At 58.8% G+C, this 21,880-nt stretch carries 18 protein-coding genes; 9 read left to right on the forward strand and 9 right to left on the reverse strand.

Features of this window, described 5'->3' with window-relative positions:
* Positions 1-5: 5 nt before the first annotated feature.
* On the reverse strand, positions 6-593 hold the full coding sequence (locus OQ248_RS03580) for an anti sigma-E factor RseA C-terminal domain-containing protein (RefSeq protein ID WP_114881793.1): 588 nt from the start codon (positions 591-593) through the stop codon (positions 6-8).
* Positions 594-624: 31 nt separating this feature from the next.
* Positions 625-1,206, reverse strand: coding sequence for an RNA polymerase sigma factor RpoE (gene rpoE / locus OQ248_RS03585; RefSeq protein WP_003172477.1), 582 nt, complete (start codon positions 1,204-1,206; stop codon positions 625-627).
* A gap of 558 nt (positions 1,207-1,764) precedes the next feature.
* Between rpoE and nadB the strand changes: the two genes are divergently transcribed.
* Complete coding sequence (nadB, locus tag OQ248_RS03590) at positions 1,765-3,381, forward strand: L-aspartate oxidase (RefSeq protein ID WP_265812044.1); 1,617 nt, start codon at positions 1,765-1,767, stop codon at positions 3,379-3,381.
* On the opposite strand, the gene OQ248_RS03595 is transcribed toward nadB, so the two are convergent.
* Positions 3,350-3,802, reverse strand: a complete 453-nt coding sequence (locus OQ248_RS03595; protein ID WP_265812045.1) for a protein YgfX — start codon at positions 3,800-3,802, stop codon at positions 3,350-3,352. The two genes, nadB and OQ248_RS03595, sit on opposite strands and share 32 nt — an antisense overlap.
* Entirely contained in the window at positions 3,786-4,040 is a 255-nt protein-coding gene (locus OQ248_RS03600; protein WP_065257636.1) for a succinate dehydrogenase assembly factor 2, read from the reverse strand. The genes OQ248_RS03595 and OQ248_RS03600 overlap by 17 nt, the downstream gene beginning before the upstream one ends.
* 149 nt (positions 4,041-4,189) lie before the next feature.
* Here OQ248_RS03600 and OQ248_RS03605 point away from each other — a divergent pair, with 149 nt between their 5' ends.
* Both OQ248_RS03605 and OQ248_RS03610 read left to right on the forward strand, forming a co-directional pair.
* Positions 4,190-5,131, forward strand: coding sequence for a folate-binding protein YgfZ (locus OQ248_RS03605; RefSeq protein WP_265812046.1), 942 nt, complete (start codon positions 4,190-4,192; stop codon positions 5,129-5,131).
* A gap of 35 nt (positions 5,132-5,166) precedes the next feature.
* A complete protein-coding gene (locus tag OQ248_RS03610; protein ID WP_114881789.1) occupies positions 5,167-5,988 on the forward strand; it encodes an HDOD domain-containing protein in 822 nt (273 codons plus the stop codon).
* A gap of 3 nt (positions 5,989-5,991) precedes the next feature.
* Here OQ248_RS03610 and OQ248_RS03615 read toward each other — a convergent pair whose 3' ends face one another.
* Positions 5,992-7,377, reverse strand: a complete 1,386-nt coding sequence (locus tag OQ248_RS03615; protein ID WP_265812047.1) for a sensor histidine kinase — start codon at positions 7,375-7,377, stop codon at positions 5,992-5,994.
* Entirely contained in the window at positions 7,370-8,041 is a 672-nt protein-coding gene (locus tag OQ248_RS03620; protein ID WP_265812048.1) for a response regulator, read from the reverse strand. The genes OQ248_RS03615 and OQ248_RS03620 overlap by 8 nt, the downstream gene beginning before the upstream one ends.
* Before the next feature lie 238 nt (positions 8,042-8,279).
* On the opposite strand from OQ248_RS03620, the gene OQ248_RS03625 reads away from it, so the two are divergent.
* Genes OQ248_RS03625 through OQ248_RS03645 form a run of 5 tightly spaced genes read left to right on the forward strand, consistent with a single transcriptional unit; the run spans position 8,280 to position 13,649 of the window.
* Positions 8,280-9,572 carry an OprD family porin gene (locus OQ248_RS03625; RefSeq protein WP_085710229.1) on the forward strand — a complete coding sequence of 431 codons (1,293 nt, stop codon included), beginning with the start codon at positions 8,280-8,282 and terminating at the stop codon, positions 9,570-9,572.
* 39 nt (positions 9,573-9,611) lie between these two features.
* On the forward strand, positions 9,612-10,589 hold the full coding sequence (locus OQ248_RS03630; RefSeq protein WP_085710228.1) for a tripartite tricarboxylate transporter substrate binding protein: 978 nt from the start codon (positions 9,612-9,614) through the stop codon (positions 10,587-10,589).
* Positions 10,590-10,647: 58 nt separating this feature from the next.
* Positions 10,648-11,106, forward strand: coding sequence for a tripartite tricarboxylate transporter TctB family protein (locus OQ248_RS03635; protein WP_114886620.1), 459 nt, complete (start codon positions 10,648-10,650; stop codon positions 11,104-11,106).
* Between the two features lies 1 nt (position 11,107).
* The gene (locus OQ248_RS03640) at positions 11,108-12,622 is read left to right on the forward strand and encodes a tripartite tricarboxylate transporter permease (protein WP_265812049.1); all 1,515 of its coding nucleotides are present in this window, start codon (positions 11,108-11,110) and stop codon (positions 12,620-12,622) included.
* Positions 12,615-13,649 carry an AbrB family transcriptional regulator gene (locus OQ248_RS03645; protein ID WP_265812050.1) on the forward strand — a complete coding sequence of 345 codons (1,035 nt, stop codon included), beginning with the start codon at positions 12,615-12,617 and terminating at the stop codon, positions 13,647-13,649. Before OQ248_RS03640 ends, OQ248_RS03645 begins: the two co-directional genes overlap by 8 nt.
* A 66-nt stretch (positions 13,650-13,715) precedes the next feature.
* Here the strand turns inward: OQ248_RS03645 and OQ248_RS03650 are convergent, their stop codons facing one another.
* Both OQ248_RS03650 and ung read right to left on the reverse strand, forming a co-directional pair.
* Positions 13,716-14,156, reverse strand: a complete 441-nt coding sequence (locus OQ248_RS03650; RefSeq protein ID WP_265812051.1) for a hypothetical protein — start codon at positions 14,154-14,156, stop codon at positions 13,716-13,718.
* 155 nt (positions 14,157-14,311) lie between these two features.
* Positions 14,312-15,007: a uracil-DNA glycosylase gene (gene ung, locus OQ248_RS03655; protein WP_265812052.1), complete on the reverse strand. Its 696-nt coding sequence runs from the start codon at positions 15,005-15,007 to the stop codon at positions 14,312-14,314.
* A gap of 132 nt (positions 15,008-15,139) precedes the next feature.
* Here ung and OQ248_RS03660 point away from each other — a divergent pair, with 132 nt between their 5' ends.
* A complete protein-coding gene (locus OQ248_RS03660) occupies positions 15,140-16,252 on the forward strand; it encodes an enoyl-CoA hydratase/isomerase family protein (RefSeq protein WP_265812053.1) in 1,113 nt (370 codons plus the stop codon).
* A 75-nt stretch (positions 16,253-16,327) separates the two neighbouring features.
* Here the strand turns inward: OQ248_RS03660 and OQ248_RS03665 are convergent, their stop codons facing one another.
* Positions 16,328-21,880: a calcium-binding protein gene (locus tag OQ248_RS03665; RefSeq protein WP_265812054.1), complete on the reverse strand. Its 5,553-nt coding sequence runs from the start codon at positions 21,878-21,880 to the stop codon at positions 16,328-16,330.

A 21,880-nucleotide genomic window follows, 5' to 3' on the forward strand; every position in this document is an offset into this window, starting at 1 on the left:
CCTCCTTAACGGTTTTCCAGACTGGCTGCTCGTGCATAAGGCAGTGCGCTTTCAGTACCTTTCAGCGCAGCTTGCTGAGCATGTTGACGCAGGTAACCCGGCAAACGCTGATCGTGCCAGCCTGGCTGGCCTTGCAGCACACCATTGGCCATAGGACCAGTGGCTTCAGAACTCTCATTGTAGCCTGCCAGTACCGCCGGCCCCTTGACCTGAGGAGTTGCCAGCGCTGGCTGATTGGACTGTTGCGCCAGTTCGACACCGGCAATTTCGTCATGGTTATACAGACGAACGCCTGCCAGAACGGCAACGGTCACCGAGGCTGCAACGGCCAGACGACCCAGGCTGCGCCATGGACCGCGGGACACTTTGGCTGGAGTGGCTTCATCTTCCAGCGCGGCAGACACTGCCGCAGCGAGATCCAGGCGTGGGAGCAGCAGATCCTTGTGCATGGCTGCCCGAGCGATCTGGTAACGAGCCCAGGTTTCGCGGGTTTCAACATCATCCAGTGCGTTGAGCACTCGACGCAATTCCAGTTCGTCCGCTTCGTTATCCATCACTGCGGACAGCGATTCCTGCAGGGCTTCCCGACTCATGGCGTTCCTCTCTTGGCTGTCGCCGCTGTCTTTAGTTTTCCTGCAACAACGGCTGCAGGGCTTTATCGATGGCCTCCCGGGCGCGGAAAATCCGGGAGCGCACGGTACCAACCGGACATTGCATGACGCTCGCGATGTCCTCGTAACTCAGACCGTCGAATTCGCGCAAAGTTAATGCCGTACGCAAATCTTCTGGCAGTTGCTGAATGGTTCGATGGACAGTGCCTTCGATCTCATCCCGCAGCAATGCGCGTTCAGGGGATTCGAGATCCTTCAGGCCGTGATCGCCGTCATAGAACTCTGCATCTTCGGAACTGACATCGCTATCCGGCGGCCGACGGCCGCGTGAAACCAGATAGTTTTTCGCCGTGTTGATGGCGATGCGGTAAAGCCACGTATAAAACGCACTGTCTCCGCGAAAATTTCCTAGTGCCCGGTAAGCCTTGATAAAGGCTTCTTGAGCAACATCCTGGGCTTCATGGGTGTCGTGCACGAAACGCACGATCAACCCGAGAATTTTGTGTTGATACTTCAACACGAGCAGATCGAAAGCTCGCTTGTCACCGCGCTGAACGCGCTCGACCAGCTGCTGATCCTCTTCCTGGGTTAGCATGAACACTCCTCGATAAACTCGGAGGAAGCTTGCATGGCTAAACGACCGGACTTGCAAACATAGACTCGGGCTTTTCGCAAAAGTTCTCCCCCTCCAAGCAAGTTTCCTGCGGGCTCTGATTTGGCACGCACGAAAAACGCAGCGCGGGATAAACCGGCTGCGCGAATAATCTTTTCATCGGCTCGCCGGCTAGAACCCAACCGCAGGTTCCGCATTGAAGCCGACACTGTCCCTTGTTTCGGGCAACTGTCTATTGATCTTGGGCCTCTGGCAAAAGTTCCAAATATTTATAGACGGGCCACGCCGACATTGGGCAACCGTGAGCGGAAAAAGCATGTTTCATCTGCGATACAGTCGCTTTTTCCCAAAACCGGCGGAAAAAACTTCCGACAAAGCGTCGGCATTTCACCGTCACAGTAGTTTCACAATGCCATATCCACCCGGCTATTGTGCCGCCCCACCCCTCTATATACTAGTGGGCTGTGTGGCTGTCTCGACTCGCCCATCCGCCTGTCTTGCGCCAACCCCGACCCGGGTCGCATTGAGCGGAATCCTGAAATGAGCCAACAGTTTCAACACGATGTTCTGGTGATTGGCAGCGGCGCTGCCGGTTTGAGTCTCGCGCTGACCCTGCCCGGTCACTTGCGCATCGCCGTACTGAGCAAGGGCGATCTCGCCAACGGTTCGACTTATTGGGCCCAGGGTGGCGTGGCGGCCGTGCTGGACGACACAGACACCGTCGAATCCCACGTCGATGACACCCTCAATGCCGGCGGCGGCCTGTGCCATGAAGATGCGGTGCGTTTCACCGTCGAGCACAGCAAAGAGGCGATCCAGTGGCTGATCGATCAGGGCGTACCCTTCACCCGTGATGAACAGTCCGGGACTGAAGACGGCGGATTCGAGTTTCACCTCACCCGCGAAGGCGGCCACAGCCACCGCCGCATCATCCACGCCGCCGACGCCACCGGCGCCGCAATCTTCACAACGTTGCTGGCCCAGGCAAAACAGCGCCCGAACATCGAGTTGCTGGAACAGCGAGTCGCCGTCGATCTGATCACCGAACGACGCTTGGGGCTGGACGGCGACCGCTGCCTCGGCGCCTACGTGCTCAACCGCAAGACCGGCGAAGTCGACACCTATGGCGCCCGATTCGTGATTCTGGCTTCCGGCGGCGCCGCCAAGGTCTATCTCTATACCAGCAACCCCGACGGTGCCTGTGGCGACGGCATCGCCATGGCCTGGCGTTCGGGTTGCCGCGTGGCGAACCTGGAGTTCAATCAGTTCCACCCCACCTGCCTCTATCACCCGCAGGCCAAGAGCTTCCTGGTGACCGAAGCCCTGCGCGGTGAAGGCGCACATTTGAAGTTGCCCAACGGCGAACGCTTCATGCAGCGATTCGACCCGCGCGCCGAACTGGCACCACGAGACATCGTCGCCCGGGCCATCGACCATGAGATGAAGCGCCTGGGTGTCGATTGCGTCTATCTCGACATCAGCCACAAGCCCGAAGCCTTCATCAAATCGCACTTTCCGACCGTCTACGAGCGCTGCCTCGGATTCGGCATCGACATCACCAAACAGCCGATCCCGGTCGTCCCGGCGGCCCACTACACCTGCGGCGGCGTGATGGTCGACCAACAGGGTCGCACCGACGTACCCGGGCTGTACGCCATCGGCGAAACCAGCTTCACCGGCCTGCACGGCGCCAACCGCATGGCCAGCAACTCGCTGCTGGAGTGCTTCGTTTATGCCCGTTCGGCGGCGGCGGACATTCTCGAGCAACTGTCCGACATCGCCATTCCCCGCGCCCTGCCCGCCTGGGACGCAAGCCAGGTGACCGATTCCGATGAAGACGTGATCATCGCGCACAACTGGGACGAGCTGCGGCGCTTCATGTGGGACTACGTCGGCATCGTGCGCACCAACAAGCGCCTGCAACGGGCACAACATCGCGTGCGACTGCTGCTGGACGAAATCGACGAGTTCTACAGCAACTATAAAGTCAGTCGTGACCTGATCGAGTTGCGCAACCTGGCACAAGTAGCCGAGCTGATGATCCGCTCAGCCATGGAGCGCAAGGAGAGCCGAGGCCTGCATTACACCCTCGACTACCCGGATCTGCTGCCCGAGGCGCTCGACACTATTCTGGTACCGCCCACCTACGCCGGCTGAACTTGAGGCGTACCCGCAGGCGTCGGTGCAGATCCGCCGCCTGCGCATCCCGGGGCACGCAGATCGACCTGACCCGACGCTCGCCGCGCAACCGAAAGCGCAGCACCACGATCAATGGCAGCGCCAGGCTGTCCGGGCGCAACTGCACCGGCTGCCAGCCATCGGCCTGATTCCACAATTGCCAGCCATCGGCGTCACGACGCAATCCGCAGAATGCCTTGGGATGACTCAGCAGAATCTGGCGGGGCAACACCCACGCCGCATGGCACAGACAGCCGATCGCACCGAGCAGGCTGACCCAGAAAGGGATGACAAGCAGAAACAGGGCGCACAGGGCGAACGCCTGGGCCAGGAGATACGCCGCCAGCAACTGCCGTGAGGCCTGCCAGCGGCATTCGAACGTGTTACTTGGGCTGGACACGATCCAGAATCATGCGAACCATGCGTTGCAGCTCCGGATCTTCGGACTCGCTGCGCTCCATGAACCAGCCAAACATGTCCTGATCCTCGCATTCCAGCAGGCGGACATACAGCGCGCGGTCCACCTCGTTCAGATTCGAGTAGACCTCTTTCACGAACGGCACCAGCAACACGTCAAGCTCGAGCATGCCGCGACGGCTGTGCCAAAAGAGGCGATTCAGTTCAACTTGTTCGACCATGGAGCGCTCCTCAAATAGGCCGCAAGTATACAGGCCCGAGGCGGGCCGAACAGTCGGCTTTGGTCGGGCACCACCGATCCTTTATGAACTACCCATTTCAACACCACCCCCTTATGATGTGCCCCAGTCTATTTACCCTGCGATGACCCATGGCCGATTCTGCTTTTTTCTGCACCCTGTCTCATGAAGGCGTTCTCGCGGTTCGCGGCGCGGATGCCGGCAAATTCCTGCAAGGCCAGTTGACCTGCAATATCAATTACCTGAGTGACGACCGGGCCAGCCTCGGCGCCCGCTGCACGCAGAAAGGCCGGATGCAGTCGAGTTTCCGCATCGTGCTTGAAGGCGACGGCGTGCTGCTGGCGATGGCCGGCGAACTGCTGGAGCCACAACTGGCGGATCTGAAAAAGTACGCGGTGTTTTCCAAATCGAAACTGACCGACGAAAGTGCCTCATGGATGCGCTTCGGTCTGGAGCATGGGGACGCAGCCCTGAGCAGCCTGGGTCTGGAACTGCCGGCGGACACCGACAGCGTGGTTCGCCACGAAGGGCTGATCGCGATTCGCGTCTCCCCGAACCGTGCCGAACTCTGGGCGCCAGCCGATCAGGCCGACGCCATCAAAGGCAAGCTGTCTGCGCAATTGACCGAAGCCGAACTCAATCAATGGCTGCTGGGCCAGATCCGCGCCGGTATCGGCCAGGTCATGCCGAGCACCCGCGAACTGTTCATCCCGCAGATGCTCAATCTGCAAGCAGTCGGCGGCGTGAGCTTCAAGAAAGGCTGCTACACCGGCCAGGAAATCGTTGCGCGCATGCAGTACCTGGGCAAGCTCAAGCGTCGCCTGTACCGCGTGCAACTGGACGCCAGTGAATTGCCGGAGCCGGGCACCCAGCTGTTCGCCCCGAGCCACGGCAGTTCCATCGGCGAAGTGGTGCTGGCCGCCCGCGCCGAGAAAAATATTGAACTGCTGGCGGTGTTGCAGGCCGAAGCTGCCGACGCGGGCGATTTGCATCTGGGCACGGCCGAAGGTCCGGCGCTGCACTTGCTCGACCTGCCTTACGAACTGGATCGCGACCGCGAAATCCAGCGTTGATCGCAGCATTTGTTGCAACACCCTAGAGAAATGACATGAGTGATCTGGCGGATAAGGTCCAACAGGATTTGGTTGAGGCCATCGATAACGATGACCTGGTTCTGCCAACGTTACCGGAAGTGGCCCTGCAGATTCGCAAGGCCGCCGAAGACCCGGACATCAGCGTCAGCGACCTGAGCAAAGTGATCGGCCGTGACACGGCGCTCTCGGCGCGCCTGATCAAAGTGGTCAACAGCCCGCTGCTGCGCGCCACCCAGGAAGTCACCGACCTGCACACCGCGATCACCCGGCTGGGCGTCAACTACAGCAGTAACCTGGCGATCGGTCTGGTGATGGAGCAGATCTTCCACGCCCGCTCCGAGGTGGTGGAACAGAAAATGCGCGAAGTCTGGCGCAAGAGTCTGGAAATCGCCGGGGTCAGCTACGCCCTGTGCCGCCGCTATACCCAGCTCAAGCCCGACCAGGCTGCGCTGGGCGGACTGGTGCATCAGATTGGTGTGCTGCCGATCCTGACCTACGCCGAAGACCACTACGAGCTGCTGTCCGATCCCGTCAGCCTCAATCATGTCATCGACCACATTCATCCGCTGATCGGCGACAAGTTGCTGCGGGTCTGGGAATTCCCCGAGCGCCTCGTGGAGTTGCCGGGGCTGTATCAGGACCTGAAACGCGAATCGCCCCAGGTCGACTACGTGGATCTGGTGCAAGTGGCCAGCCTGTATTGCCACAAGGACAGCGATCATCCCCTCGCCCGGATCGACCCGCTCAGCGTTCCGGCCTTTCGCAAGCTCGGGATCGACATCGACAACAAGGTGCTGTGCGCGGATCTGGAAGAATCGCGGTCGATGTTCTACTGAGTCTCAACCCGCGATAAAACTCACCCGCACCTTCAACCCCGCCTGCTCGCCATCATGCAGCGTGATCTGCGCCAGATGCGCGCGGCAGATTTCCCCGACAATCGCCAGACCCAGCCCGGAACCGGCGATCTGCTGATTGCGTCGGTAAAAACGCTCGAACACCCGGTCACGCTCATCCTGGGGAATGCCCGGGCCGTCGTCTTCAACCTCCAGCACCGCCGGCGATTTCACTCGCAAGATCACGTTGCCCCCCGACGGCGTGTGCGCCAGCGCGTTGTCCACCAGATTGCTCAGCAGCTCGTTGAGCAAGGTCGGCTCGCCGCGCAGCCAGACCGGTTCGTCCGCTTCCAGTGCCAACGCCACGCCGCGCGCATGAGCTAGCGGCGCCATGGCCATGCCCAGCTCACGGGCCAACTGGCTCAGATCCAGCAACTGCGCACCGCCCTCGGCAATCGCCCGGGCGCCGTTTTCCACCCGGGCCAACGACAGCAATTGGTTGGCCAGATGGGTCAGCCGATCGGTGCTTTGCGCCGATGACTGCAGCGTGTCGCGCCAGGTCTGCGGCTCGTTTGAGCGCAGGCCCAACTCAAGTCGCGCCTTGAGCGCCGCCAGCGGCGTGCGCAGTTCGTGGGCCGCATCGGCGATAAATTGCGCCTGCCGCTCGAACTGCCCGCGCAAGCGCTCGGTGAAGTGATTGAGCGCCCGCACCAGCGGCCACAATTCGTGCTGCACTTCCACCAGCGGCAAGGGCCGCAGATCATCGGGCTGACGTTCTTCGACCGCGGTGCGCAAACGCTCGATCGGACGCAATGCCGCGCTGACCGCAAACCACACCAGCAACAATGCTCCGATTGCCAACATGCCCAGCCGCAATAAAGTATCGGCCGCCAGACTGCGGGCCATGCTGACGCGTGCTTCGTCGGTTTCGGCAACGCGAATTTCCGCCATGCCGTTCATGTTCGGTTCGGTCACGGCTTTCAACAGGCTGACGACGCGTACGTTCTGCCCCTGATACGTGGCGTTGTAAAAGCGCGCGAGTGCCGGATAGCTGTCGGTTCGCGGCGTCCCCGGCGGCGGGCCCGGCAGGTTTTCGTAGCCGGAAATCAGCTTCTGATGGATGTCGTTGACCTGGTAATAGATGCGTCCCGCACTGTCGTAGGCGAAGGTGTCGAGGGCCACGTAAGGCACGTCGGCACTGAGGCTGCCGTCACGCTGCGAAAGGCCGGCGGCGATGGTCCGTGCCGACGCCAGCAGTGTGCGGTCATAAGCGGTGTCAGCGGCTTCGCGACCGTTCCAGTAAGCGCTCAGGCCGCTGGCCAGCATCAACACCACCAGCAGCAGTGCGAGGTTCCACAGCAGCCGCCAGCGCAGACTGCTGGGCTTATGCATCGCGGCTTTCCAGCAGATAACCCAGGCCACGGAAGGTCACGATGGCCACCGTATGGCCATCGAGCTTCTTGCGCAGGCGATGCACGTAGATTTCGATGGCGTCGGGGCTGGCTTCTTCGTCGAGCCCGAAGACCTGCGACGCCAGTTGCTCCTTGCTCATCACCCGGCCAGGGCGGGCGATCAGCGCTTCAAGCACCGCTTGTTCGCGGGACGTCAGGGTGAGCAATTCTTCGCCGAGGGTGAAGCGCCGGGTCTCCAGGTCATAGGCCAGCACGCCACAGCGCTGGATGCGTTCGCCGCCGAGCACACTGCGACGCAGCAGGGCTTTGACCCGAGCTTCAAGCTCCGTCAGTTCGAACGGTTTGGCCAGATAATCGTCGGCGCCGAGGTTGAGTCCATGGACCCGATCCTTGACGTCGCTGCGAGCGGTCAACATCAGCACCGGCAGGTTCTTGCCCCGGGCCCGCAGACGCGCCAGCACTTCGAATCCGTCCATGCGCGGCAGGCCGACATCGAGGATCGCCATCGCGTATTCCTCGCTGCCCAGCGCCAGGTCGGCGGCCACGCCATCGTGCAGCACGTCCACGGTCAGACCGGTGCTCTTGAGCGCCTGGGCGACGCTTTCGGCCAGTTGCAGATGGTCTTCGACGAGCAGAACACGCATGGATCTCTACCTCATTCAGGGATGGCCGGCGCCATTCTTTGCCGCGGAGTTTACAGCCGCAACCGCCGCTGTGAAGCCCGAAAACGCGTTAAAGCCCGCTGAAAGGTTAGCGAAAGGTTTGGCCGATAGAGTCGGGTTACGGAATGTTTCGGCTTCCGTCGCTGCTGCCACACAGCGATACGAAAAACGCCTCGAAGCGTTTTCGACCAATAAGAACAATAAACGGAGTACACCCCGCATGCCGTCCTTGCAGACCAAGGCTCCTACGCCTGTCCGTCCTTCCCGTTTCAGTCACACCGCCCTTGCCAGTGCCGCCGCCCTCGCCGGTTTTGCACCGATGAGCTACGCCGATTTCATCGAAGACAGTTCCGCCACCTTCGAAACCCGCAACATGTATTTCAACCGCGACTTCCGCGATGGCACCAGTGCCCAGCAGTCCAAGCGCGACGAGTGGGCCCAGGGTTTCATGCTCAATCTGCAATCGGGCTACACCGACGGCACTGTGGGGTTCGGTGTCGATGCGTTGGGGATGTTGGGGGTCAAGCTCGATTCGAGCCCGGACCGCACCGGCACCGGCCTGCTGCCGACCCACGATGACGGGCGCGCGGCAAACGAATACTCCAAGGTCGGCCTGACCGGCAAAGTGAAGATCTCCGCCACCGAACTGAAAATCGGCAGCCTGATTCCGGAACTGCCGATCCTCAAGCCGAACGACGGACGCATCCTGCCGCAGACTTTCGAAGGCGGTTTGCTGACCTCCAAAGAGATCAAGAACCTGACCTTCACCGGCGGCCGTCTGGATAAGGCCAAGGACCGCGACAGCACCGATTTCGAGGACATTGCCCTCAACAACAAGAACGGCCGTTTCGCCGGCACCGTCGCCGGCAAGCACTTCGACTTTGCCGGCGTGGACTACAAGTTCACCGACAAGATCACCGGCAGTTACCACTTCGCCCAGCTCGATGACGTCTACAACCAGCACTTCTTCGGACTGGTCGCCTCGCGGCCGATGGGCCCGGGCACCTTCGCCACCGACCTGCGCTTCGCCGTCAGTGACGATCAGGGCGCAGCCCGTGGCGGCAAGATCGACAACCGCTCGCTCAACGGTCTGGTCAGTTATGCCCTGAGCGGCCACAAGTTCACCGCCGGTTATCAGCACATGTCCGGCGACAGCGCGTTCCCGTATGTCGATGGCAGCGACCCGTACCTGGTCAACTTCGTGCAGATCAACGACTTCGCCGGCGCCGAAGAACGCTCCTGGCAGGCGCGCTACGACTTCGACTTCGCCCGGCTCGGCATCCCCGGCCTGAGCTTCATGAGCCGCTACCTGAGCGGTGACAACATCAAGCTCAAGAACGGTGACGAAGGCAAAGAGTGGGAGCGCAACACCGAGATCAAATATGTAGTACAAAGCGGCGCCCTGAAGGACGTTGCCGTGCGTTTGCGTAATGCCACTTACCGTTCCAACTACTCCGCTCGCGATGCCGATGAAGTGCGTCTGCTGGTGAGCTATAGCGTTGCCCTTTGGTAATTCAGTACGTCCATAACAACAACTCCCAAGGAGACATAGATGAACTTATCACTGCGTAAAGTCGCTCTGGCCGCTGGCGTCATGCTGTTCGCCGGTCAACTGATGGCTGAACCGAAACGTCCGGAATGCATCGCCCCGGCCTCCCCCGGTGGCGGTTTCGACCTGACCTGCAAACTGGCGCAAAGCGCGCTGGTCAACGAAAAACTGCTGACCAAACCGATGCGCGTGACCTACATGCCCGGCGGTGTCGGCGCGGTGGCGTACAACGCCGTTGTAGCCCAGCGTCCGGCGGACGCCGGTACGTTGGTGGCGTGGTCCAGCGGTTCGCTGTTGAACCTGGCGCAAGGCAAGTTCGGCCGTTTCGATGAAACCAACGTGCGCTGGCTGGCGGCCGTCGGCACCAGCTATGGCGCCATCGCGGTGAAAAGCGATTCGCCCTACAAAACCCTTGATGATCTCGTTCAGGCACTGAAGAAAGATCCGAGCGCCGTGGTCATCGGCTCCGGCGGCACCGTCGGCAGCCAGGACTGGATGCAGACCGCACTGATCGCCAAGGCCGCCGGGATCAACCCGCGTGATCTGCGCTACGTCGCCCTCGAAGGTGGCGGCGAGATCGCCACCGCCCTGCTCGGCGGCCACATCCAGGTCGGCAGCACCGACATCTCCGACTCCATGCCGCACATCCAGAGCGGCGACATGCGCCTGCTGGCCGTGTTCGCCGAAAACCGCCTCGACGAGCCGGAAATGAAAGGCATCCCGACCGCTCGCGAGCAAGGCTACGACATCGTCTGGCCGGTGGTTCGCGGTTTCTACCTCGGGCCGAAAGTCAGCGATGAAGACTACGCCTGGTGGAAAGGTGCCTTCGACAAACTGCTGGCTTCCGAAGAGTTCGCCAAGCTGCGCGATCAGCGTGAACTGTTCCCGTTCGCCATGACCGGCCCGGAGCTGGACACCTACGTGAAGAAGCAAGTCGCGGATTACAAAGTGCTGGCCAAAGAGTTCGGCCTGATCCAGTGATCGTCTCTGTCTAGCGGCCATGGCCTCGCGCATCGAGGTCGTGGCCCAGGAGTTCCTCATGTTGATTCAACGCATTTTTGCCTCGGTGTTGCTGCTGGCCTGTGCCGGTCTGGCACTGATGGCCTGGCCCTATCAGGCCGCGTTTTCCTACGAACCGGTCGGCCCGCGGGCGTTTCCCCTGCTGATGCTCGGCCTGATGAGCCTGGCGCTGCTGTACATGGTGTTTCGCCCGGCACCGATCAAACACAGTGAAGACGAGCCGCCGCTGGACCGCGAAACCCTGACCAAGATCAGCATCTGCGTGCTGTTGCTGCTGGTGTTCGCCGGTCTGTTCGAGCCGCTGGGTTTCATCCTCAGCAGTTGCCTGATCGGCATCCCGATGGCGCGCCTGTACGGCGGCCGCTGGTTGCCCAGCATTGTGGTGACCACGCTGATGGCCATCGGTCTGTACCTGCTGTTCGACCGTCTGATGGACGTACCGCTGCCCCTCGGCCTGCTCGACGTTCTGGAGAACTGATATGGATACGCTCGGATATTTGGGACAGGGCTTCGGCGTCGCGCTGAGCCCGTACAACCTGGTCACGGCGCTGACCGGTACGCTGATCGGCACCGTGGTCGGCCTGCTGCCGGGCCTGGGCCCGATCAATGGTGTGGCACTGCTGATTCCGATCGCCTTCGCCCTTGGCCTGCCGCCGGAGTCGGCGCTGATCCTGCTGGCGGCGGTGTACCTGGGCTGCGAATACGGCGGCCGGATCAGTTCGATCCTGCTGAACATTCCCGGCGAAGCCTCCACCGTGATGACCACCCTCGACGGCTACCCGATGGCGCGCCAGGGGCTGGCCGGGGTCGCGTTGTCGCTGTCGGCGTGGAGCTCGTTCATCGGTGCATTCATCGCCACCTGCGGCATGGTGCTGTTCGCCCCGCTGCTGGCGAAATGGGCGATTGCCTTCGGGCCGGCGGAATATTTCGTACTGATGGTGTTCGCGATTGTCTGCCTCGGCGGCATGGCCGGTGACCGACCCTTGAAAACCTTCATCGCGGCGTTGATCGGTCTGTTCCTGTCCAGCGTCGGCATCGACGCCAACAGCGGTGTTTACCGCTTCACCGGCGACAACATTCACCTGACTGACGGCATTCAGTTCGTGGTGCTGGTACTGGGCCTGTTCTCGATCAGCGAAATCCTTCTGCTGCTGGAGAAAACCCATCGCGGTCAGGAAGCGGTGAAAGCCACCGGGCGGATGATGTTCAACTTCAAGGAAGCGGCGTCGGTGTTCGTGGTGAACATCCGTTGCGGCCTGCTCGGTTTCATCATGGGCGTATTGCCTGGCGCCGGCGCGACCCTCGCCAGTGCCGTGGCCTACATGACCGAGAAACGCATCGCCGGAGCCAGCGGCAAGTTCGGTCAGGGCGACGCGCGCGGCCTCGCTGCGCCGGAAACCGCCATCGGTGCCTCCGCTTGCGGCGCGCTGGTGCCGATGCTGACCCTCGGCGTTCCGGGTTCGGGCACCACCGCGGTGATGATCGGCGCCCTGTCGCTGTACAACATCACTCCGGGCCCGCTGCTGTTCCAGCAACAGCCGGACATCGTCTGGGGCCTGATCGCCTCGCTGTTCATCGCCAACATCATGCTGGTGATCCTGAACATCCCGATGATCCGCATCTTCACCCGCATCCTCGCTGTGCCGAACTGGGCGCTGGTGCCGGTGATCGCGATCATTACCGGGATCGGCGTGTACGCCGTGCATGCCACCACGTTCGACCTGTTCCTGATGGTCGGCATCGGCATATTCGGCTACATCCTGCGCAAACTGGATTTCCCGCTGTCGCCGGTCCTGCTGGGGTTCATCCTCGGTGGTCTGATGGAGCAGAACCTGCGTCGTGCGCTGTCAATCTCCAACGGTGCGCTGGAAATCCTCTGGTCGAGCCCGATCACCTTCGGCGTCTGGGTGCTGACCGCGATCATGTTGCTGATGCCGCTGCTGCGTATCTGGCGCAAACGTTCGGTCGCGCGGCGCGCAATTGCCGATGTTTGATCGGTCCTTCAAAACCTGGTGGGGAACCCCGCTGGTCGGTCTGCTGGGCGGTTTCATCGCCAGCCAGATCGGCTGGCCGCTGCCGTGGATGGTCGGCTCGTTGCTGGCGATCATCCTGGTGCGCTGCCTGACCCCGTGGCAACTCACCGAAATCCCTGGCGGCCGCAAGTGCGGCCAGTGGATCGTCGGGATCGGCATCGGTCTGCACTTCACCCCGCTGGTGATGGAGCAGGTGCTGAGCCACTTCGGCCTGATCTTTTTCGGGGCACTGGTCACCAGCCTGTCGGCTGTAGTCGGCGTGTGGCTGATGCGCCGCACCGGCGAGGATCGCGCCACGGCGTTTTTCTCCAGCATGCCCGGCGGATCCGGCGAGATGGTCAACCTCGGCGCACGCAACGGCGCGATGCTCAGCCATGTCGCGGCCGGGCAGAGTCTGCGGGTGCTGGTGGTGGTGCTGTGTGTGCCGGCGGCATTCAAATATCTGCTGGGCGATGGCGCCCCGATTTCTCACGCGGGCAGCGTCGACTGGCGCTGGCTGGCGATTCTTTTTCCGGCGGGCGGTTTGCTCGCGTGGCTCTGGCAACGTCTGCGCCAGCCCAATCCGTGGCTGTTCGGGCCGTTGCTGGTCAGCGCGGCGGTAAGCATCGGTTGGGATCTGCACATCGGCCTGCCCAACGGCGGCAGCCAGATCGGTCAGTGGCTGATCGGCAGCGGACTGGGCTGTCACTTCAACCGGCAGTTCTTCCGCCGAGCGCCGTCGTTCATGGGGCGAACTTTGATTGGCACGGCGCTGACCATGTTGATCGCGACACTGGCGGCGCTGGGACTGAGTGCAATGACCCATCTGGATCTGCGTTCGCTGACCCTGGGCATGATGCCCGGCGGAATCGCCGAGATGAGCCTGACGGCGGAAACCCTGCAACTGTCGGTGCCGCTGGTGACGGCGATGCAGGTGATGCGGTTGTTGTTCGTGTTGTTTCTGGCGGAACCGTTGTTCAAATACTGGAACCGGTCTTCACAAAACTAATAAAGCCCTGAACTGAACAGAGAGAAAAACGCCTCGACTTTCTCATATCGAGGCGTTTTTACGATATCAAACAGAAGAGATATCGAATTTACCCAGGAACACTTCAACCAACTCTCCCGTACCTTCTCGCTCCGCGACGAAACGGAATTCCGAGGCTTGAAACCTGACGAATGGCAAGAAACTAGTGAGTTGGATTTCACCGCTGACGGCATGGAACTGCTCGTTAGAACCTGCAGAGACATAATATCGAACAGGGATACCCGACGAACCCAATTGATAAGTTCCGCTTTGAATATCCGTGGGTAACGTAAAGATTAACCCACTGTAATAGCCAGGTTGCTCCACGAGAGCGGACACTTCAAAAGTCGGTCCCTCCATGCGGACATTCACGTAATCTGTATCGAATGTGCTTCGCGGATCCTCCGGAGGCCAGCGTCTTGTTTTCGCGAAAAGATTTCCGGTTCCCTTGGGCAACGCTTTGATTTGCTCAAATGTTAGCTCTGACATAGCAAACTCCTCCACTAATCGACGTCTGCACGCAACTGCATGCAGGTATTCAATTAGGCAGGGGCTCACGAACTCCGTCTACTGTCAGAAATAACAGGTTATCTACGCTATCGGACGAACGGCCCCTTCATTCGGGATATCCCTTGTGGATCAACTCACACAATGGAAGGCAGGCGCCACTCGATCGGCGCTTCGCCGTTCTGCTCGAGGAACTTGTTGGTGCGGCTGAAGTGCCCGCAGCCGAGAAAGCCGCGATAGGCCGACAGCGGCGACGGGTGCACCGAAGTCAGCACCAGATGCTTGGTGGCGTCGATCAGCTTCTGCTTGCTCTGGGCATGGGAGCCCCAGAGCATGAACACCAGATGCGGCTGCCGCTGGCTGACCACTTCGATGATCCGGTCTGTAAAGAACTGCCAGCCCTTGTCCTTGTGCGCGTTGGCATTGGCGCGCTCGACGGTCATGGTGGTGTTGAGCATCAACACGCCCTGATCGGCCCAGCTCTGCAGATAGCCATGGTTGGGGATGTCGATGTTCAGGTCGCGCTTCAACTCTTTATAGATGTTGACCAGCGACGGCGGCGCCGGCACGCCCGGTTGCACCGAGAAGCACAAGCCGTGGGCCTGGCCCGGGCCGTGGTACGGGTCCTGGCCGAGAATGACCACTTTCACCTTGTCCAGCGGCGTCGAGTTCAGTGCATTGAAAATCAGCGGTCCCGGCGGATAGATTTCCTTGCCGGCCGCCCGCTCCTGCTGCAGAAAATTGCGCAACTCTGCCATATAGGGCTGGTCGAACTCAGCACGCAGTGCCTCCTTCCAGCTCGGTTCGAGTTTGATACGGTCGTCAGCAGTCATGGTCATACCCGGCAAAAACAATGGGGCGAACCCTAGGAAAGCCGACCACGCTTGTCAATTGATCTGACGCAGATCCGGCACTTTCCCACACAGCGATCATACTGATCGTTCAAATTCCCGATCGAGGTCACGATGAATCTGCACTTCGAAGAACTGACCGGCACCGACGGCGCGCGTATCGGCGTAGCCACTCTGGATGCCGAGAAGTCGCTCAATGCGCTGTCCCTGCCGATGATCCATGCCCTGAGCGACAGACTGAACGCCTGGGCCAAGGATCCGCAAATCGTCTGCGTGCTGCTGCGCGGCAACGGCGCCAAGGCCTTCTGTGCCGGTGGCGAAGTGCGCAGTCTGGTGGAAGCCTGTCGCGCCCATCCCGGCGAAGTGCCGCCGCTGGCTGCGCAGTTTTTCAGCGCGGAATACCGTCTCGACTACAGCCTGCACACCTACCCGAAACCGTTGATCTGCTGGGGTCATGGTTATGTGCTCGGCGGCGGCATGGGCCTCTTGCAAGGTGCGCACATCCGGATCGTCACGCCGAGCAGTCGATTGGCAATGCCGGAAATCAGTATCGGCCTGTACCCGGATGTCGGTGCCAGTTGGTTTCTGTCGCGCCTGCCGGGCAAGCTCGGTTTGTTCCTGGGCCTGACCGGCGCGCACATGAATGGCCGCGATGCGCTCGATCTGGATCTGGCCGACCGCTTCCTGCTCGACGAACAGCAACAGGAACTGATCGATGGCCTGCTGCAACTGAACTGGCAGGAACAGACCGCGATGCAGCTCAACAGCTTGCTGAAGGCTTTGCAGCAGGAAGCTGTGGCGCAAATGCCTGAGGCGCAATGGCTGCCGCGCCGTCAGGCAATCGATGATCTGCTGGATGTCAGCGACGTGAGCTGCGCCTGGAAAGCCATCAGCCTGCAACGGGACAGCAACGACCTGTTGATTGCCCGGGCGGCGAAAACCATGAATGAAGGCTCGCCGCTGACCGCGCATCTGGTCTGGGAACAGATCGTCCGCGCCCGCCATCTGTCGCTGGCCGAAGTCTTTCAGATGGAATACACCCTGAGCCTCAATTGCTGCCGGCATCCGGAGTTCAGCGAAGGGGTTCGCGCGCGACTGATCGACAAGGATCACAAACCGCACTGGCATTGGCCGGACATCACACGGGTGCCGGAAGCTGTGGTCGAGGCGCACTTTCACAAGGTCTGGGAGGGGCGACATCCGTTGGCGGATCTGTCGCAGTACTAAAACCGATCGTTACCCGCGATGGCAGTCTCTGAGCTCTGTCGCGGGAAGCTCGAGTCCAACGCGAATTGGCTGCGATCAGGCATTCAACTGGTAAAACTCGATTATTTCCTTCATGGCCTGTACCGACTCTTCATCATTTTTCGACAAGATATCCTCTACATCCCGTAACGGAGGTAGAGGGTGTAAAAGCTCAGCGAATTGATTCGCCGTGTAGTCTTGAACGACTCCATCTTCTCCTTGAACGCTGATGAAGCTGATAGCAGCATCACCCCCTGAAAAGTGTCCGGAGACACGAATCTTTGGAGACACGCCATAACTGACTACGATGACGAGATCATCCTGCTCTCGGTGAAACTTGAGTTGATCAATCGACAGCCCGATTTCTGAAAAATCTATACCGTCAGTTCCCCCGCCTGCATTGATTACCAAGTCTCGCCCGAACCCATCGTATTTATACACATCATTACCCGCGCCACCGGACAAGGTGTCATTGCCAGCCCCGCCGTAGAGAACGTCATCGCCTGAACTGCCGCAGAGCAGATCATCTCCTTGCATTCCCCTTATTTCACCAGCCCCGCTGAGGGTGTCATTACCGCGACCACCCACGAGCGGCAGAAAATGATTGTCTCGGAAAGACTTGACCTGAGCAGCGCCTTGAACGTTGATGCCGTGATGATAAGTATCGGGTGCAATGCCTGATCGACTGACGAGGTCTTTGAAACTGATGCTCGATCCGTCGGAAAACCTCACTCTTTCAATTCCCGAACCACTGAGATCATTCGGACGGGGCAAAACGATTCGTACTTTTTGAGTTCCGCCCCATCCGATATCGAGTGTCGTATACAGCATCCGGGCCCGAGGCGGCTGGCGATAAACACTGCGTGGTGGAGCGGGTAACAACTCAATATTTACCGCTTCAATCAATACCGCCCCCCAGCTTAACTGCAACTTGGCCGGCTTCGCCTCATCCGGAAGTATGACGGTATCTATATCAAGCCCCCCGAACTCGTCACTCCATCCGGAAGACCCAACCTCAGGATTCAAAAACACCGGGGCAAGCACGTCCGCAATAAGGGTGGTTGCGCCATCATGCGCCTCAACGATGTAAGTGTCCGGACCGCTTTCGCCGTAAAGCCAATCCTCTCCCGGTCCACTGACCAAATAATCGCCCCCCGCAGCCCCAAGTAATGTGTCGTTGCCTGCGCCAGCCGATAGAAACGCACCCGGGATTCTGTCGTTAACCTCGCCATACTCAAGCACAGAACCGGCATAGGTCGCGATCAAGTCATCTCCTGCACCGCCATGAAAGAGATTTCCCACCTCGAGATTTACCCTGCCGCCAGCGTCACTACCATGAACAGTTTTATGTTTGATCGTTTGGGTAGTCGTACTCCAACGAAACGCTCTAAGAACAGTTTCATGACTTTCAAAACTTCCAGCGGGATAGACGTACCACCCCTGAATGGCGCCCGAGGAGTCTCTGTCTTCAACGACGGCGTCACCTGAATTTAACGAAAACCCCGAATAACTCGAGCCCGATGGATAGTACTCTGGCTTTTGTTTCGGCAATTGAGCCGTTTCAGTTTTTACAGGTTTGAACGTGGTTTTCGTTGCAGAGATTAAGGTCTTTTCACTAACTATGGCTTCAGCGGCAATAGCTCCCATCCACTCAGGTGTCCTGGAGAGAAATCCGGCTTCGACGTCATCACGGATCAGTTCGGCGCTAATGACATAACCACTTTCGTCGGTAGCAATATGACTTCTAACCCACACGCCCTGAGCGTTCAGTGCAAATCCTGATGCCTGCCTGTCCGCGGAGCGCTTCGCTTTCAGCTCCGAAAGATAAAGGCTGTCCCAGTCGGTGTGACGACCTGTCTGAACACTACCCATCTCAACAGACGCAGCTGCGTCAGATAAATGCTCGACTGCCATTCCATCATTCCGAGTGCCTGGCGCTTTTCCTCTTTCAGATACCGTAGTTATTGTCGCGAACGGCTCCGTAACATCCGCTGAATGAACTGTTAATTTGATTAAATCCTGAAAATCCAGGATCACCCCATCCTTGAACCTGAACGTCGAATCCATCCATTTTTCATGGTGACGAATCAGAATCGCGTCACCACCTCCATTCGACAGGCGCAATGCAGTGCCCGAATCGAGATTTACAATCTCGGCCTGCAAATTCTCCGCGGAAAATCCAGCGCCAAAACTTACGATATTGTTGCCACCTGTATCGGTAACGACATCCAGTCCATCCCCCACTCCGAAATAGAAAACATCGTTACCTTGCATCCCTTCCAGATAATCGTTGCCGGCGCCACCATCGAACACATTATCGCCAGGGCCGCCGCGTAAATGATCGATTCCCTCCCCGCCAACCAACGTGTCGTTTCCTCCACCGCCCAGCAAAGTGTCGTTGCCAGAACCGCCATCAAGATAATCAGCGCCATGTTCCGCTTCGGATGTTTGCTCGTAGTCACCCATCAAAAAGTCATCGTCGGCACCACCCAAAAGCGTATCGGCGCCCAAACCTCCCCAGAGCGTATCGTTTCCTGCATCACCTTGAATGTGGTCATCGTTGGTTCCGCCCGCTTTCAAGCCAGGCTCATCACCATCCAGAGCATCTGCACCTGATCCACCTATCAGAGTGTCAGAGCCACCCAGTCCACGGAGTGTGTCGTCTCCCTTACCGCCATCAAGATAATCATCACCGTGATAACGAACCGGGTGTTCATGGTAATCACCGACCAACTCGTCGTTACCGCCGCCACCGAAAAGCGAATCATCGGCACCGCCGCCCCAAAGGGTGTCATTTCCCTCGCCGCCATCCAGAAAATCACTTCCGAAAAAGTCTGCGGCATCACCCGCAACGCCTGGCAGCACCTCGTCATCACCTTTCAGGACATCATTGCCACTGCCACCGTACAACACGTCGCTACCACCGTTACCGGCAAGAAAGTCATCGCCGCTACCACCCACCAACAAATCGTTGCCATGATGCCTGCTGTCGAGACCGCCACCCCAATCCAGATTGTCGCCCAGCAAGGTGTCACTGCCACTCCCGCCAGCCAGCGTGTCATTACCTTCCCCGCCGGACAGCGTGTCGTCGTCACTGCCGCCATCAAGCAAGTCATCTCCCCAGCCGCCATTCATAAAGTCTTGGCCACCCTGGCCATAGAGAACATCGTTGCCGCCCTCCGAGGGACGACTCAATGAGGACTTGTCAAAGACAGTACGCATGCTGATAACGCCATCGACAAGTGGAACATCGACGCGTCTGACGCCCCAGCCTTGCTCATGTGATCCAGTCGTCTCATCACCGGATAAATTGTCATCACCAGCGCCCCCGATCAGCGTGTCCCGGCCGTTCCCACCGAGCAGCACATCTCGCGAAGCAGTGCCGACAAGCAGGTCATCACCCGGCCCGCCATCCAGCCAATCGCCACGGCTGGTCTTTCCCTTGGTTGCATCGGCAAAGGCCTTTTCCAGCGTCGACGGCTTGTCGCCGAATAAACGATCGTTACCTTCCTTGCCGAACAGTCGATCAGACCCGCCAAGTCCAACGATGAGGTCGTCTTTCGGTGATCCGTAAAGCAAATCGGCTTTGTTCCTCTGCTTGACGTTGGGCATAAGCAGGGCGTTGCCCAACTCATCATAAGAAGGTTGATCCCCACGAACATTCGGGTCGCTATCTTTAACTTTCCAGTCGCCTTGAAGGATCAGATCGGGAGCAGAGAACGTCTGGCCCTGGTAATCAGGAAGATCAATGCCGAGCATCCCCGGCGCGAAGTTCTTTACGACGATGAGGTCGTTCGGTCCGTATTTGATGTTCAGCGTGTTTTCGCCCAGATCTTCAATGAGCGTCAAAGTGATCGTTCGATCTTCCGTCAGCCAGATATTGCTGAGCGGAGCACTGCGCTCAAGGGCCGGGATTGGAAGTCCATTTATCAGCAGCGCGTCATCAACGTCCGCCTCAAAGATCTCGTCTATCCCATCTCCGCTGGAAAACTCATAGCGATCCTTCCCCGATCCACCGGCCAGAAAGTCATTGCCCCTGCCACCCACCAAAACATCATTACCCGCCATCCCGTACAACACGTCGTTCCCTTCGTCTCCTGTTATAGAGTCGTTCCCGCTACCCGCCTGGATAACGTCATTACCGGACAGCCCACTGATTGAATCGTTGCCGCCACCGCCGTAAAGATGATCGGTATTTGCCCCGCCACCGAATGATCGTCCGCCGTTATCACCAAACATGACCAGGGGGTTCGCGACGCCTGTGGTCATCGGCGCCTGTTTGCCCGACGCCAAATCCGAATAGGAAAAGGTCTGGACAGTGTTTCGACCGAATGACCCATTGGTTCGGGAAATCAGCCGGGCCAGCATTTCAGAGCGATCAGCAAGCCATTGTTCAGTGATGAAGCCCTCCCCCGTTTCGGGATCGTAAAGCTCCAGTCCGCGTCCGGAAAAACCATCGGATCGTTCGATCACGATTTCACTTAATTGCTGGAGAGAATTGCGTAACGCGACGCCGATGGGCGTTGCCTGGGCGGCCAACATGGCCCAGTCGCTGGCGCTGCCGTACTCGCCAATGGTTCTGGTAACGATGCTTTGAGATTGAGACGGAGAAAATGCGGAGAAAAATGTGTAAGCGCTGGAGGCGAAGGTTTCATCGGTGGTAGGCGTGGCGGCCGAATTTCCGTCGTATGTCCGCCTGAGCATGTCAAAGAAGTCATTCAGGTTATATCGCAATATCAGGCTGACAATAGGTGAAATGGGCGTACCTTTCACCACGTGCTGAATAAGCGGATTGATGCTGCCGCTGGCAAGAGCGATATTTATCTGTTCGGGCAGGACTGAAAACAGACTTTCGACGATATTCAGTCCGAAGTTTTTGATCACTGCCTGCAAGGCTATACCGTATGAATCCACGGCAAACAGAATATTCTTTAAGTCATCTAGCCTGTTGAACCTGGCAAGACCATGATTCCCTTTTATATGAGAATCCGGGTCACCGGCGGAGATCAATCGCCAGGTTTCATAGGGTTTTTCTCCACCCAACAGGCTGAAGCCGATTGTTCCAGACCATCCCGCATTACGACTGGTAGCCGTATCAATATCACCAACATCTTGACGAAATAATACTCTACCAATAGCGCTTGCATCGATTGCTGCAATTTGGCTTATGGTGGGCACAGTCCATGGCGCCAAACCATGTTCAACGGAGCCTTTTATCAGCGTATTCATGAGATTGACAGCCACCTGATTAGATGACTCTTGCATCTTATAATCACTGAATTTTCTATTTAGCCTTAACTCCCCCTGCCGCAGGGTATACGCTCGGATCAACGCAGAGTAAGCGCCCACTCCGCCATTTGCATCAATTGCCACATCGAGCCAAAGTTTGGCATCTTTAAAAATGCCCATTACGTTCTCATCGAACGCAGAACCGTCTAAAATCTTTTCATCCAGGATATTTGACAATGTGCGGTAAAGTGCAACACAGCTTCGCCCCTCCACTGCCATCGCAAAATACTCTTCCTCCTCGACATTGAATTCCATTCCCTCACAAAGATTTGCAGCCTGCAAAATTGCCGATTTTTCCGAATCACTGAATATATAGCTCAT

This window comes from Pseudomonas sp. COW5, from assembly GCF_026240005.1.
Classification (GTDB): Bacteria; Pseudomonadota; Gammaproteobacteria; order Pseudomonadales; family Pseudomonadaceae; genus Aquipseudomonas; species Aquipseudomonas kribbensis.